Annotated in this window: 16 protein-coding genes and 1 pseudogene; 4 read left to right on the top strand and 13 right to left on the bottom strand. The window is 28.8% G+C overall.

From position 1 onward, the window contains the following. Positions 1-6: 6 nt before the first annotated feature. A complete protein-coding gene (locus tag EXC59_RS01745) occupies positions 7-636 on the bottom strand; it encodes a formate/nitrite transporter family protein (RefSeq protein ID WP_051659049.1) in 630 nt (209 codons plus the stop codon). Between the two features lie 92 nt (positions 637-728). After that, positions 729-1,280 carry an acetate uptake transporter gene (locus EXC59_RS01740; RefSeq protein ID WP_035369597.1) on the bottom strand — a complete coding sequence of 184 codons (552 nt, stop codon included), beginning with the start codon at positions 1,278-1,280 and terminating at the stop codon, positions 729-731. Positions 1,281-1,446: 166 nt separating this feature from the next. On the opposite strand from EXC59_RS01740, the gene EXC59_RS01735 reads away from it, so the two are divergent. Continuing rightward, complete coding sequence (locus tag EXC59_RS01735) at positions 1,447-2,232, top strand: pseudouridine synthase (protein ID WP_051659050.1); 786 nt, start codon at positions 1,447-1,449, stop codon at positions 2,230-2,232. Between the two features lie 36 nt (positions 2,233-2,268). On the opposite strand, the pseudogene EXC59_RS01730 reads toward EXC59_RS01735, so the two are convergent. Both EXC59_RS01730 and EXC59_RS01725 read right to left on the bottom strand, forming a co-directional pair. Next, positions 2,269-3,159 (bottom strand): annotated as a pseudogene (locus EXC59_RS01730) (IS3 family transposase); the annotation flags it as partial. 44 nt (positions 3,160-3,203) lie between these two features. Next, positions 3,204-3,473 (bottom strand): transposase, encoded by a 270-nt coding sequence (locus tag EXC59_RS01725; protein ID WP_129614235.1) that lies wholly within the window; start codon positions 3,471-3,473, stop codon positions 3,204-3,206. Between the two features lie 146 nt (positions 3,474-3,619). Here EXC59_RS01725 and EXC59_RS01720 point away from each other — a divergent pair. Beyond that, positions 3,620-4,764 (top strand): IS3 family transposase gene (locus tag EXC59_RS01720; RefSeq protein ID WP_408608868.1). Its coding sequence is split into 2 segments (ribosomal slippage): positions 3,620-3,920 and positions 3,920-4,764, totalling 1,146 coding nucleotides; the frame shifts between segments, so codons are not numbered across the junction. Positions 4,765-4,873: 109 nt separating this feature from the next. Here EXC59_RS01720 and EXC59_RS01715 read toward each other — a convergent pair. The 6 genes from EXC59_RS01715 to EXC59_RS01690 form a co-directional block, all read right to left on the bottom strand. Further along, the gene (locus EXC59_RS01715) at positions 4,874-5,707 is read right to left on the bottom strand and encodes an RluA family pseudouridine synthase (protein ID WP_035369778.1); all 834 of its coding nucleotides are present in this window, start codon (positions 5,705-5,707) and stop codon (positions 4,874-4,876) included. A gap of 8 nt (positions 5,708-5,715) precedes the next feature. Continuing rightward, a complete protein-coding gene (locus EXC59_RS01710) occupies positions 5,716-6,675 on the bottom strand; it encodes an alpha/beta hydrolase (RefSeq protein WP_035369776.1) in 960 nt (319 codons plus the stop codon). Positions 6,676-6,697: 22 nt separating this feature from the next. Further along, positions 6,698-8,089 (bottom strand): sodium/glutamate symporter, encoded by a 1,392-nt coding sequence (locus tag EXC59_RS01705; protein ID WP_035369774.1) that lies wholly within the window; start codon positions 8,087-8,089, stop codon positions 6,698-6,700. Further along, positions 8,058-9,269 (bottom strand): lysophospholipid acyltransferase family protein, encoded by a 1,212-nt coding sequence (locus EXC59_RS01700; protein ID WP_035369772.1) that lies wholly within the window; start codon positions 9,267-9,269, stop codon positions 8,058-8,060. The genes EXC59_RS01705 and EXC59_RS01700 overlap by 32 nt, the downstream gene beginning before the upstream one ends. Further along, the gene (locus EXC59_RS01695; RefSeq protein WP_162164063.1) at positions 9,266-10,324 is read right to left on the bottom strand and encodes a GGDEF domain-containing protein; all 1,059 of its coding nucleotides are present in this window, start codon (positions 10,322-10,324) and stop codon (positions 9,266-9,268) included. Before EXC59_RS01695 ends, EXC59_RS01700 begins: the two co-directional genes overlap by 4 nt. Positions 10,325-10,394: 70 nt before the next feature. Beyond that, the gene (locus EXC59_RS01690; protein ID WP_035369767.1) at positions 10,395-11,552 is read right to left on the bottom strand and encodes a hypothetical protein; all 1,158 of its coding nucleotides are present in this window, start codon (positions 11,550-11,552) and stop codon (positions 10,395-10,397) included. 180 nt (positions 11,553-11,732) lie between these two features. Here EXC59_RS01690 and EXC59_RS01685 point away from each other — a divergent pair, with 180 nt between their 5' ends. Beyond that, the gene (locus EXC59_RS01685) at positions 11,733-12,476 is read left to right on the top strand and encodes a TMEM164 family acyltransferase (RefSeq protein WP_035369765.1); all 744 of its coding nucleotides are present in this window, start codon (positions 11,733-11,735) and stop codon (positions 12,474-12,476) included. A 102-nt stretch (positions 12,477-12,578) separates the two neighbouring features. Then, entirely contained in the window at positions 12,579-13,457 is an 879-nt protein-coding gene (locus tag EXC59_RS01680; RefSeq protein WP_035369764.1) for a sensor domain-containing diguanylate cyclase, read from the top strand. 25 nt (positions 13,458-13,482) lie between these two features. Here EXC59_RS01680 and EXC59_RS01675 read toward each other — a convergent pair whose 3' ends face one another. Genes EXC59_RS01675 through EXC59_RS01665 form a run of 3 tightly spaced genes read right to left on the bottom strand, consistent with a single transcriptional unit; the run spans position 13,483 to position 15,536 of the window. Further along, the gene (locus tag EXC59_RS01675) at positions 13,483-14,067 is read right to left on the bottom strand and encodes a hypothetical protein (RefSeq protein WP_035369761.1); all 585 of its coding nucleotides are present in this window, start codon (positions 14,065-14,067) and stop codon (positions 13,483-13,485) included. A 58-nt stretch (positions 14,068-14,125) separates the two neighbouring features. Further along, positions 14,126-14,746: an amino acid ABC transporter permease gene (locus tag EXC59_RS01670; RefSeq protein ID WP_035369759.1), complete on the bottom strand. Its 621-nt coding sequence runs from the start codon at positions 14,744-14,746 to the stop codon at positions 14,126-14,128. 1 nt (position 14,747) lies between these two features. Further along, positions 14,748-15,536: an amino acid ABC transporter substrate-binding protein gene (locus EXC59_RS01665; protein ID WP_035369756.1), complete on the bottom strand. Its 789-nt coding sequence runs from the start codon at positions 15,534-15,536 to the stop codon at positions 14,748-14,750. Positions 15,537-15,547 lie beyond the last annotated feature (11 nt).

Below are 15,547 nucleotides of genomic sequence, written 5' to 3'. Positions count from 1 at the left end.
AGTCTTTTATTTTGTATGGGCTATTTTTTCAATGAAATTAAAGATGATTGCCCCAACACCATTACCTAAAATCATCACAATCAGTGCGATTACAACATCAAAGCTTACGTATCCTGCAGCAGCAAAATAGTACATATTTGCTACACTATGTTCAAACCCAGCTAGAATAAAGATTGCAACAGCAAATATAACTGCTAGTACTTTTGCAAATTCATTCTTAAAGCGTTTAAAGCCTTCAACGCCAAGATACATCATAATCCCGCATAAAATTGCTTGAGCAAACATTTGAATGTACGTTTTATCTAGTTTAACATCCGCAACATGTTTAGCTGTGTTAATAATTGAAGTATATCCAGATAATTTAACAATTAAAGCAACTACTACTGTCCCCATTAAATTTCCTAAAATAATTAATAAGATATCAATTAAATAATCAGGTTTATTATCAATAATATATGCAACTCTGCCTGTGTATAGTTTATAATCTAATGCACAAATTGTAAGTAGTCCAAAACTAAATAAAAAGGCTCCAACGATTGCATTTGTATTTTTTAATGCTAAATAAACTGTTCCAGCTAACCCGATCATTAAACCAGCTAGAATAGCTCTTAAAAGAATTTCACTATATTTTTTCATAATCTCGCCAACTTTCCAAAAATATTATACTGAAAGTAAATATATTTGCAAGTAAAGTTATAATAAAAAAATCAAGCATTAAGCTTGATTTCTTATAATGGTAAAACTTGTTTTCCTAATTGTTCATTTACAACTTGTGCAACTGCACCATACATTGCTAATAAACCACAAACAATACCTTCAAATCCTGCAATATTAGTGATAATTGAGCTATTAGCAAAATCACCAATTGAAAGAAGGATGAATAATAAAGTTAGTGATCCAAATACTAGTTTATTAGTTGTAGATTGTTTTAATGTGCCGATTGTCATAAAGAATGTGAAGATTCCCCATAATAGAAGGTAGAATCCCATGTCAGTTTTATTTACTGAGATAAAACTTTCATATTCATATGGCATTACCCAAATCATAACTAATGATAACCAGAATAGTCCGTATGCTGTAAATGCTGTTCCACCAAATGTATTGTTAGCTTTGAATTCTAAGATTCCTGCGATAACTTGCGCAAGTCCACCTAATGCGATACCCATTGCAATGATTGTTAAGTTTAACTCAGTGATACCTGCATTATGAAGGTTTAGTAAGATTGTTGTCATACCAAATCCTAGTAAGCCTAATGGTGCTGGATTAGCGTTTTTATGCATATTTTTCTCTCCTTTTTAATGTGCCGTTATTATCTTATCGTAAAGATGTTAACTTGTAAAGATTTTTAATCATGATTATTTGATAAATGTCTATTTCATGCTATTTTAAATACTTATTATTGAATAAAACATGAATAAAAGGTAAAATAATTTGCGAGGTAATTTTATGAATTTTGCAAAACAATATAAAATTAAAAATGAAGGCTCTTTAAAACTTAATCATGAAGAACGTGAAACCATTAGATTAAATAAATATATTTCTGATGCTGGTGTTGCATCCCGCCGAGAAGCAGATAAAATGATTGAAGTAAAAAGAGTTAAAGTCAATGGGAAGATTGCTGAAGTCGGCACGCGTATATATCCTGATGATATTGTGATGGTTGATAATAAAGTAATCTCTCCTAAACAAGACAAAGTATATATTGCACTTCATAAACCAATTGGAATTATTTCTACAACGGACACTGCAATTAAGGGTAATATGATTACATTTATGAATTATAAAGAAAAGATTTTTCCAGTCGGTCGTTTAGATAAAGATTCAAGTGGGCTTATTCTACTTTCAAATGATGGAGATATTGTGAATAAGATCTTACGTGTTGAAAATGGACATGATAAGGAATATTTTGTTAAAGTAGATAAAAAAATTACAAAAGACTTTGTTACTCAAATGGAATCAGGTGTGATTATCTATAATCCTGTTCAACATAAGAATCAAAGAACCCTCCCATGTGAAATTATACAAGTGGATGAGTATTCATTCAGGATCACCTTGAAACAAGGCTTAAATCGTCAAATTCGACGCATGTGTGAGGCTTTAGGGTATCATGTTGAAGTTTTACGTCGTGATCGTATTATGACGATCCATTTAAATGACTTACCTGAAGGTTATTGGCGCTATTTAACAGAAAAAGAATTAAACGAGCTTAATGAGTTTATTAATAAAAAATAAAACCAGATCTAGAGTTAGTTCCCTTAAAACGGACAATTAAATAAAAAACCTAGAGAGAGCTTGTTTTCGATATTGAATCGGAGCGAGCTCTTTTATTTTCTTTTGTAATCTTTCTTCATTGTAATACTTAATATAATCCTCAACTTTTAAAATCATTTCAGATTCGCTCATTTTATCGTTCAAATACGCACATTCACTCTTTAATGAACTAAACCAAGATTCTATTGGACTATTATCCACACAGCTTCCTTTAAATGATGCACTCTGTTTAATGTTATTTTCTTTTAATAAATTTGAATACACTTGTGATGTGAATTGTGCCCCTTGATTAGAGTGAATAATTAATCCTAATCTTTGATGCTGCGGGACATCACTAATCGCCATTTTTACTGTATTTAACACGAAATCATGGCTCATAAATCTAGATATTTTATAACTTACTATACTTTTGTCATACATATCTTTTATTGCACATAGATAGAGTATGCGCTCTTTACAGAAAAGATAACTAATATCTATACTCCATTTTTCATTTGGGCGTTCTGTGGTAAAATCTCTCTTGAGGAGATTAGGTATCTTGATGTGTGGTCTAGCGCCCCATCTAAACTTTTTCTTCCTAATGATTGACTGAACTTGATTCAGTCTCATATAACGGTACACGGAATATCTTGTCAGGATGAGGCCGTGTACTTTTTTTATATTCATTTGGAGCCGCTCGATTCCTTGTCTTTTATCCTTAAAATATTGGTCTAATATAGTTTTGTTTATTGCTTCATTGTAGGATTTATATTTTGGCTTACCTAGGGCGATCCAATCATAATAACCGCTTCGTGAACACTTTAACCTTTGGCATAAATTCTTGATTGAATACCTACACTTTAATTTATCAATTATTTGATACTTTTCTTTTGATTCCTTAAGTAAGCTATCTGCTTTTTTATATCTTCATATACCTTTAACTCTTCAATTAATTATTCTTTACTCATATCTTCATACTTGATTGGTTGTTTAGGTCTACCTTTGTTTGGTGTTGTTTCTTTGGTTGCTATACCACGTCTATCTACTGTTGTTCCAAATGTTTGATATTGTTTAACCCATCTTCGAACCACAGATGAATCTACATCTAATTGTTTTGCTAAAGTAGTATAACCACTTGATTTACCAGTTAGATAATTAATTACCATTTCATTTTTTTCTTCAATTGTATATTGTCTATGTTTGATTGTTTTTCTTTCTCTCATTTTCTTTCCTCCTTTAAAAACTATCTTAAACAAAAAATGGAGCTACATGCATTAGTTGGAACTGACCCAATATAATGGGACACAATAAAAAAAGAATGCTTCTATTCAAATCATTGTAAGATGAAATGAATGGAGGCATTTTATTTATGAAAGAGAAAAACAAATTTTACGCAGAAGAGATTAAACTCAAAGCAATCGAAATGAAATCAGCTGGCGTGCCAGTAAAAGAGATCATGGAGAAATTAGGTATAAAAAGCGAAAGCCAAGTATACACTTGGTGGTATTGGTTTAAAAATGGTGATTTACAAAGGTTAAAACAACCGATTGGGAAACAATATAGTTATGGCCATGGACCAAAAGCAACATCTGATGAAGAGCGTATTAAACAACTTGAGATTCAAAATGACATCTTAAAAAAGTATATAAAAATGAAGGGCAGGCCGATAGGAAAATAATCTTAGAACTCGTAGACTCTTATAAAGAGAGGCTATCAGTTACAACCATATTATCAGTTTTAGGAGTATCTAAAAGTAATTACTACAGATGGCTTAAAGTATCACCTAACGAGAGACCTGAACACAAACTGAAAGATGAAATAACGCGTTTATGTCAGCTATACAAATACAAGTATGGTTATCGAAAGATACATAGCAAATTACTTAAAACGACAAAAACAAGTAAAAATACAGTTCAAAAGGTGATGCAAAGATACAATTTACAGTGTAAGGTGAAACCAATGAAACGTAAGAAAACAGGCCAACCATTAAATGTGGTGGATAACATTCTAAACCGCGATTTTACCGCAAAAAGACCGCTAGAAAAATTAGTAACAGATATTACATATTTACCATTCGGAAGTAAAATGCAGTATCTATCAACCATTATTGATTTATATAATGGGGAGATTATAGCTTATAAAATAGATGACAAACAGGACGTTCATTTAGTTTTAGAAACACTAAGACAAATACCAACGTTAACGGATGACTGTATACTTCATAGTGATCAGGGATCCGTATACACATCGGATGCATTTCAAGAAAACGTAAAACAAAAAGGCATTACCATGAGTATGTCCCGTAAAGGAACACCTGCTGATAATGCCTCTATCGAATGTTTTCATAGCAACCTAAAGCATGAAACATTCTATTTAGAACCCCATCTCAAAAGTTCTAATGAAATTGTAGCACAAACTGTGATAGAATATATAAAATATTACAATGAAACACGAATACAAGCAAAATTAGGTTATCTATCTCCTGTGGAGTTTAGAAAATTAAACCGATTATAACTTTTTTTATAAAGTTCCATTTCTATTGGTCAGTTCCGTTTGCATATAACTCTAGGTTTTTTTTATTATTGTCCGTTTTAATTAAATAGTTTCCTATGTCTGGTTTTTTTTAGAAATCTGATTTAGATTCAAAGAATAACATTTTACCATCTCTAAAATGTTTAAAGCCAATTTTTCTAAAGTGCAGCATCAACCTTATTTTTTCGTGTCCATAAATCTTATCACCTACAACAGGATGACCAATTGAAGCTAAATGTACACGAATTTGATGTGTACGTCCACTTTTAATTGACACATCTAAAACTGTTTCATCTAGTAAATTTCTAACAACAACATATTTAGATTCTGCTTCTTTACCGTATTTAGAAATAACCATTTTATTTTGTTTATTATCAAATAATAATTTAGAAGCAATTTTTCCTTCTTTATTTTCCATTCTACCTTCAACAATACAGCGGTAAATTTTATGGATACTATTATTTTCAAAGAGATTAGAAAAATATGCGAGTGCAACAAAATGTTTAGCAAATAAAACCATACCTGATGTATCTTTATCAATTCGATGTGCAGGTAATACAGGATGTTTATAACCTTTTTCTTGATAGTAGTTTCCTACACGATCAGTTAAAGTATCATATTCATTACCATCCGTATGAACTAATAAATCAATTGGTTTTTCAACTAATACGATATCATCATCTTCATAGATGATTGTGATTGGTTCATTTGTAAAATAAGTAGTATCTTTTTCTTCAAGTAAAATTTCAATTTGATCATCTTCTTTTAAACGATACTCTGAATTTACATTTTTATCATTTACAAATATCCATTTATTTGAAGAATATTTATAAATAACTGCTTTCCCAACAAATAAACTTTGCAGATATTCTCTAATTGTTTTTCCTACAAATTCTATTGATGGATTAAATTTAATCATATTCATATAACAACCTAGTTTTCTTTAAAATAATTTTTAATTGCATACCTTAATGTTGTAAATAAAAACGTGAAGGCTTCATTTGCAATAACCGTATTAGAGTTTAACATATCAAACGAGTGATAACAACCCTCATAAAGTTGAAAATATACTTCATTTGAAGATTTAAGTAATTTATCAACATAATCCATTGTTTCATCTTTAAAAACTTCTAAAGACCCTACATATGTTAATGTAGGTGGTAAATTAGAAAAATCAATTTCACGCATCGGACTTGCATACGGTGGAACATCATCAGTTCCAAATAAGTCTCCTAAATAAACTTTCCAAGCTTCTTTATTTGATTTAGAATCCCATACTGGATCATTATTATCAATTGTTGAAGGGAAAATCATTCGATCATCAAGCATTGGATAAAGCGGCATTTGAAAAGAAATATTAACTTCTTTTTTATCTCTTGCGATAATACTTAGTGCAGCAGTTAACCCACCACCAGCTGATTCTCCACCAATCATAATTTGATTAGGTTTAATATTTAGTAGAGAGGCATTATCTTTAGTAAATTTTAAAGCTAAATAACAATCATTGATCGCTGCAGGATAAGGTTTTTCAAATGATAATGTGTAATCAGGTGAAACTATGACTACATTTGTTTCATCAATCATGCGCTTAAAGAACTTTTCATTTTGTTCTGGAATACCTAATCCATAGCCACCACCGTGCATCCACACGACAACTGGCAATGGTTCATTCATTGTATTTGGTTTATAAATACATACTCTTAAGTCAGTACCGTCCTCACGTTTAATATAGATTTGTTCATATGATAAATCTACTTTACAACTCCCTTTAATTAAATTCATTAATGATCTAGCAATCGGTAGTTTATTTTGACTGAATGATGGTACAAATGTTTGAATAAGCCTCCCAGTCAATGCTAATTCTCTATTAACTTCACCTTTATTTACTTTCATACTTACCCCTTATTATTGTTAATTATTTAACTTTATCTTTTCTTAACATGAAGTAATTGAAAATTGCAAAGAAAATCATCATTAGTAGTACTGATCCCCATAACCAATACCATTCTGGTCTATATATCACTGCAGTGATTAATAAGATTGGTGCACCAAACATAATAGCTGTTGATGAACCTGTTACTAAATCATCTGCTGCCGGTGTTTCAAAATTTGGGTCTATTTCTCTAAGTAACGCAATACCATTTGAAGCCGTTCCAGTTAAATTACCAAACAATGAAGCGAAAGCTTGATTTTGATAATCTGGATAAACTCTTTTTGTTACAAATAATAAATAGAAATAAGTTATTAAACCACAAACTGTGGTCATTACAAGTAATGTAACCCATAACCCAGTATCATTAAATGTCTCTAATTTTATTGACATAATAGATGCAACAATCATAAAGTCAAATACAACACCTGTAATACGATTTAATAAATATTCATTCGTATATTTACGTTTCATTAATCTTGTTTTTCTTAAGAAATTTAAGATGGATTTAAATACCATCGCAAATAACATACCAAAAATAAAGTTGAATCCCCAAATTAATCTACTGATATCAGACGAAGGTCCAATTAAATTTGTGATGAAATTAATAAAGATAAATGTCATTGCATATACAGCCATGACGAAGATCAATTGGATACTCATCTTATCAATTGCTTCACTTACCGGAATTTCATCTGATGATTCAATATCCGAATTTTTAAGTACTTGAACTTTTTCTTCAGAACTTCTCTTTAATTTACCTTCTTTGGCGCGACGGTTAATATAGAAAATACCCGCTACACATGCCCAAAGCGTACCAAGGGTTGCTATTGCTAAACCAAATGTTTGACCATTAATAAAGCCATTTGACTCAAAAATTAAGCCAATATTATTTGCTTGTCCAGGGCCCTGACCAAATCCCATTGGTAATAGTAAGCCACCATAAGGTGCAATATTACTATATATTAATGAGAATCCAACAGTTATTAAAATCCCAATAATACCTTGAAGTAGATATGTATTGACAATTAAAAGTCCTGTTTTAAATGGTCTCCCTTTTAATTTATTGGTTGATTCCTGTTTAACAGATTTTAACCCCATTGCAATAAATCCTAATGCAATTGTATGATATGTGATTGCCTCAAGTAATCCATTGGTAAGGATATGTTGGCCAGAAATCTTAATATCAAATTGATAAATTAAAAATTTTAAAAATAATCCAATAAAACCTGCAATAATTGAAGTTGGAAATAACATATCTCTTAAAAATTTAACTTTTCTTCTCAGTATATTACCGAGAATTAGTGTAAAAGCGATAATACCAAATTCAACAACTAGACTCCAACTACTGTAATCCGAATTTATAAAATTCTCCATTTTCTCTTCCCTCTTTTTGACTTAGATAATTTTGATATGTTAATAAGTATTTATATGGACTCACATTCTTATTGAAAGTCAGCAGATAATTTTTATCTTTTGTATAAATAATTAGTTTTCGTTTTCCTTGAATCGCAAGATTAATAATTTGATTAAATGTTAGTTCTATCTCTTTCTTAGAAATTAATAGTAACTTATGTTTATACAGATGAACAATATGATTATTTAATCTTTTTCGTCTTTTTTCTCTAAAATCATACACCTTTGCACGATCAAGTGTTATAAAATCTTCCTTCGTTTGTTTTAGGAATCTTAAATAACTCTTGATAACTTCTTGATTTAACTCAATCAAATTAGTCGTATTCTCATTATACTTAATAAATCCATTTGATTGATAAGTTAAACATAAATCACTTGATTTAGATAATAATTTATTTTTCTTTGTATAAGTGACGAATGGTGTATCGTTTGTAAAATCAATGAAAATTAATCGTTCTAAGCCAAGTGCAAGTTTTATACCTTTGTATTCATATGTTTGAAGGAATTGATCTTCATATGCATTTACATATAATGATTTTTTAATAACTTCGTATAGTTCATCATCATCCATTTTTTCATAGTCATTAGGGTATAAAATATTTTCTATATAACTTTCGGTATAACCTCTTTTTACTTTTAAAGTCCATCTTGGGTTAGATAAGTAAAACCCTTTAGTTTTATAAAAAATTACCGGAATACGTAACAATCTAACGAGTTTAACGATACTTGGATTGATATGACTTGTTTGTCCATCATAAGTTACATTCCCTTCTGGGAATACTGCAACAGAACCGCCTTCTTGTACAATTTTCTTCGCTTTTCTAATTGCAGATAAATCAGATAATGATTTTGATTTTTTAATTGGATTAACCGCAAATATTAATAATTTAGATAATAATCCTAAATTAAAGATTTGTTCTGTTGCGAAATAGTATAAATGAAATGGGAAATTCAACCCCATTAAAATTGGGTCAACCGGTACTGTGTGATTACCTAAAACCAAAAAAGGACCTTTATTTTTAAGTTCCTTGTGGTTTCTATAATGATATTTATATTTAATTTTTAACACAATTATTACGAATGGTTTAGCAATTCTTCCAATAATAAAGTGTCTTATCTTTACTTCTTTTTGTTTTTTCATGTTATATCCGTTACTGTAAATTTTTTGAATTTCACTTTGTTTTTGCCGTCATTTTTTGCGTTATATAGTAAATTATCAGCTTCAGAAAACAAGTTGATGTCTTTAAATAAATCCTTCGGTTTGAATACTGCACCAACTGAAATAGTTACCGGAATGTTTAAATTAAACTTATTTGACTGTATTGTTTTTCTAATAGATTCCGCATATTTATAAACTGTTTCAGCAGAGTTCGTATGGATCAATACTGTAAATTCTTCGCCACCAATTCTAGATGGGAAACATTCATTATTTTCGTATTTTTTTAAAAGCGATCCAATTTTAACTAAAATTTCATCACCAACAGTATGACCATATTGATCATTGATTTGTTTAAAATTATCAACGTCAATCATCAAGATACCAACACCTTCACTTCTATTCTTAGCAATAAGACTAAATTTATACTCAAAACTTGTTCTATTTGCTAATCCTGTTAGACTGTCTGTTGATGCTAATTCAACTAATTTCTGATGTGCATTCTTACTAATTTTTACATAAAAATTAGCTGAGTTTGCAACACCAATAACATTCATCACTAAATTAATTGAGAAATAAAATATAAACCAGTTTTGATTTAACATTACACCTGGAATTAAAATACCTTCAATTAATACATATAAAGATGCAACTAAAAAAATGGCTACTTCTATCATAATCCAAATTTGTTTAGTTTTATCTTCCCATTTTGTAAAAATAATTAATGCGCAAATATTAAAGACATAAAATACAAACCCTGATTCAAATCCTAAATATAGATGATGAAAGAGTGCATTTATACTAATCGTTAAGATAAACACTGTAGATGCAAGTGCATACTTTTGTTTTCTATTTAAAGCATACGTAATTATTCCCGTAATTAACGTAAATGAAGAAGCTACGATTAAGAATATGTCCTTTGAAAACGTCAATATAAGTAAGATAATCGTTGTTAAAACGATCGAACTTAAATAGACAATATTTGCTTGATTACTATACTGCTTGATTTCCCACTCTTCAGAGTACTTTAATCTGTACAAAAAAATCTCCCCTATTCTTAGAATAGATTATACTATATTTAAGTCGGAGATTTTAATAAAACACATTTATTTAATAAGGCAAAATTGTGATTAAGATGTCAATTGCTGAACTGTCTCCATGAGATTCATGATACCCTATAATGATATGTTCAAAATCATAGTTAATAAGTGTACCTTGATGACTATCGCTTGTGTTTGTTAGTTCATAACCTAAGATAGACATTCTTTCAATAAATGCGTTTAGTTCTTTTTGAACATCCTCTATACCGAAAAGTTTGTATGTATATTTCGTATAACTTTCAGGATTTGATTCAATGATGATTCTATCAAAGCCTTCAAAGTTAGCTAGGTTAATTTCATAAGTTTTTTTAAAATAACTTTGAATATTTTTCCAAGTTTTAGACATTTCATCTACCCAAATATCAAGTTGATTATCATTAATTGTTATCGTTATAAATGCTTCTTCATGATAATAAATAAATTCGCTAATTTTTATAAATCCATTGTTTAACAATGTTTCTTCAATACTAATTGGTTCATCTAAAAAAGGTGAAATCTCGATTTGATTAGTATTTTCTCCATTAAAATAAACCATAAAATTATTTCTAACCTCAAATTCAAAATCAAAATGTTCTTTAAAATATAGAACTAATTCTAATGAATTCGGGTTTGAAATTTCTTGAAATATAATATAAATCTTTAAATTGTTAGTTTCTTGAAACAACACTCTTTTTTCATTTATATTTGTTTCATAGTATATAGAAAAACCAACTTCTATGCGTTTTAAATTATCAAGGACTTGAAGATAGTCATTCAAGTGAATATTGTTAAACTCAATCATTGCATATGATGCTTGTATATCATAATTAAAATCATCTGTTAATTGAGGGATTACTGTGGAGTCATTAAAAATTTGCTGCCATTTTCCAGTTGTTGCATAAACAGTAATAACCTCATCAAAATCACCAATCTTTAATTTGATATCATGATATCCAAAGGTTAAAGCCTCGACAACTAAATGATCAATGACACTAATTTTACTAGCATCATATATAAAAGTTATATCATGGTAATTTGCTCCTGAAATTTCATAAGGTAGCATAACCCCTATACCAACAGTTACATTTAATTGATTGTTTGAAACTGTGAGTTTAATTTCTTCTTTTTTATTTGTACATGCTGTAAGTAATAATATGCATGTGAGTATAATAAATGATATTTTTTTCATCTTGAAAACCTCTCTGTATTAATCATATCACATGGAATATGTAATTTTTTATACAAATATCAACACTTTTTTACTGTTTATCAAGAAACATCCACAAAAAAGTGAGTCTTGGTCCTTTTTCACCTTTTTTTTATTTTTAGCAATATAATAGATGTATCCTGAGGAAAAGGAGCATTTTTTATGGAATATACATTATTTGGAAAAGAACATATTATATTATTAATTATTTCAATTGCATTTATTATCATTAGTAACACACTATTAAATAAATTTACAAGACAAAGCGAAAAACGTATAAAAATTTCATTTATCATCATTTATTCTTTAATATTATTAAGTGAAATTGCAAAACAAATTCACGGATATATCACTTATGGTGAAGTTAGCATCGGATATTATCCATTTCATATTTGTAGTTATGCACTATACTTCTTCCCATTTGTTGCATTCAAAAAACAATATCCAAAACGTTTAATGTTAACTGCAACTATTTTAGGAATCATTCCAGGGTTAGTAACTATCTTTTATCCATCTAACGTCTTACAAGGTGGCTTTGTTACCGCAAATAGTTTCTTCTACCATTCATTAATGATTATCTTCGGTATTCAAATATTATCATCTGGTATTTATCATTATCGACCAAAAGATTTTATTTATACATTATTATCAATAGTTGTGATTTTCTCAATTGCTTTAACAGCAAACACAATCTTCAAAGGTGCAGATTTTGCATTCATAGGTACAGGTGGTTCAGCACCATATGGAGAATGGTTCATTTCTAAATTTGGTAAAGCTTTATATGTTACAACCGTTTATTCACTATTCTCATTTATCGTGTTTTTATTCCAATTACCATATATGATTGGCTATGTAATTAAAAATAAAACTCTACATACTATTAGACTAAGAAATAATTCCATTTAATAGGATTATTTTTTTTATAACTTTTCAACACTTTTTTAGTGATAATGCTATAATAAAATGACAATTTAATATTTTATATAAAATATAAATTGGAGGGAGATTATGAAAAGTTTACATACATTAATGCAGATATTTTCTTCTTTCGATGAAGCAATCTATATTGTTGATAAAAACAGAAAAATTCTGTATTTCAATCCAATAGCTGAAAGAATAACTGGATTTTCAAAAGATGAACTTGTGGGGAAGTACTGTCAAAATGATACATTAAATCATGTTGATAATCAAGGTACAAAACTTTGTATAAAAGATTGTCCATTAGTAACTGCAATTCGTAAAAACATCGTCATGGAACATCAAATTTATCTTCATCATAAAGAAGGACATCGTGTGCCTGTAAAAGTGAAAACAATTCCATATGTTGAAGATAATGAGACCGTGGGTGGGATTGAAGTCTTTAGTTTAGTTAACAAGGAAAAGTTTGAAGAAACATATCAATTAGCTAAAGAAAAGTTAAATTATATTGATCCACTAACAAAAGTCTTTAACCGTTACTTTTTAGAAGAACTTATCAATGGAAATTATCCAATAAACGTTTATGACTATGATATTTTGTTTATTGATGCAGATGATTTTAAACAAGTTAATGATCAATTTGGACACCTCGTGGGAGACGAGTTGCTGTCTATCATATCTAAAACTATTAATTTATATTTAGATGAAAATGAGTATGTTATCCGTTTTGGTGGAGATGAATTTATTGTCTTAATCAAAAAGTCTGATAAAACGCCTGAACGAAGTGAAACCATTAAAAATCTAATCAATCAATCTAGTTTAAGAAACTTTAAATTCTATCCAAGTGTTTCAATTGGCGTTTATATCACCAAACCTAATAATCACTTGAAAGAAGCCCTTAATAACGCTGATAAAGCACTTTATGTATCAAAATCAATGGGCAAGAACAGAATCCATATTTATAAATAAAAACCACTTAAAAAAGTGGTTTTTTTTACTCTTGGGTAAATTCAATTGTTAATATATCATCTAAAATTTCTTCATATTGTTTCAAATATAAATATATGTTTTCTTTTAAGAGATTAATATTTTCATATTTTACTTCTTCTTTAAAGATAATCTTTAGATGTGGAGTATCATCAAATTTAATGTCAAAATCAGAACGATTTAAATACATTGAAATGATATCTGTAATATCTTTGATGTTTTCTTCAATTAAATATGCTTGAAGTTGTTGTTGAAAGTTAATCACTGATACTAACATATCATCTGAATAGTAAGATTCAAAATCTTTATTATTTTCGCAAAATTTCTTGAATGCATTTAAAAATCTAATTTTGTATAATTTGCCTAATTCATAAAAATCTGTTTGTCTAAGATATTTAATAAAACTTGATTGGTCTTTAACAACTAAACTTATCATTGGCTTAGGATGATTCATATCCATAAAGTTATTTTCTTTTTTCACATACAAGACAAACAAAATATCATCTAAAGCGTGAATGACTTCTTCTTTATCAATGACTTCAAAATCAAATAATGATTTTTTTTTTAAGTATTCTAAAATTCTATTTTTCACTTTATCACCTTAACTTACATCATTATAACATATCAAATAAAAAAAGGCATTAAGCCTTTTAATTAAAAATCTTTTTATCAACTAACTTTAATGTTTTTACAATGATAAAGCTAATTACTAGGTAGAATAAAGTTGAAATGAGAAAAGGTGTTAATGTAAAAGTATTTGAAACCATTTCCTTAACTATTCTTAGAATATCTGAAACTGCAATTACTGTCACAATTGATGTATCTTTGATAAGATTAATTAATTCATTTGAAACAACTGGCAACTGCAATTTAAATGCTTGTGGAATAATGATATAACTCGCAACTTGAAACTCATTTGCCCCATATGCTCTTGCTGCATCAATTTGTTCACTGTCTACAGACGAAATTCCTGATTTAAAGATTTCTATAAAATATGCAGTGTAATTTAGTATAAAACCTATATATGCAACAAGTAATCTATCAACATATATTCCTAACTGAGGTAATCCATACATAATGAGAATTAGTTGCATCATGAGTGGTGTCCCTCTAAAAAATAGTGTGTAAATGTTTAATATCTTGCTTAACATTTTTTTTCGCGATAATAAGGCTAATATTAATCCTAATATTAAAGATACAACTGCAGTAATTATAAATATCTTTAGTGAAACAAATGCTCCACTGATGAGATTATTTATAATATCTGACATTTTATTCTCCTAAAATAAATAGATTATTTCCAAACCATTTATTAGAAATTTCGGCAGCAACACCGGATTCTAATAAATAAGTTAATGCTTCATCGATCTTTTCTTTAAGTTTAATTTCACCTAAATTAAAACCAATTCCATATTCTTCACTGCCAAAATCTTCATCTAAAATAAATAGATTTGTAATATTTTTGACAGTTAACATATATCTACCAACGATATCATCAACAACAATTGCATCAATCAAATTATTTTGTAACTCATAAAGTGCTGTTGCATAATCATCAAACTTCAAGAGTTGAATATCATTGGCAATATTTGAATCCTTAACAGCAAACTCAGCTGAACTATTGGTTTGAATACCAACTTTTAAATTTTTTAAGTCATTGACAGTTTTTACGCTCTCTCTATTCGTAATAACAATTTGACTATTGTTCATATATGATTTAGAAAACAACATATTTTCTTTTCTAGATTCGGTAATCGTTAATCCGTTCCAAATCATATCAATTTGTTTACTCTTAAGTTCAAATTCTTTTGTATCCCAATTAATAGGCTGGGAAATTACTTCTAACTTTAAGTATTCTCCTACTGCTTTTGCTAGATCAATATCAAACCCAACAATTTCTCCGTTTTCTTCTTTGAAACCCATTGGCGCAAACGTAGCATCTAAACCGATTACTAAATTTCCTCTACTTACAGCAGTTTCATAGACTGTGCCCTCTTTTTTTGCACATGCTACTGTAAATAAAATAAGCATGATACTTGTTAAAAATATTATTTTTTTCATTTTTCTTACCT

The sequence above is a fragment of the Acholeplasma hippikon genome (assembly GCF_900660755.1).
In the GTDB taxonomy this organism is placed as follows: Bacteria; Bacillota_I; Bacilli_A; order Acholeplasmatales; family Acholeplasmataceae; genus Acholeplasma; species Acholeplasma hippikon.
This window is presented reverse-complemented; position numbering and strand designations above follow the sequence as displayed.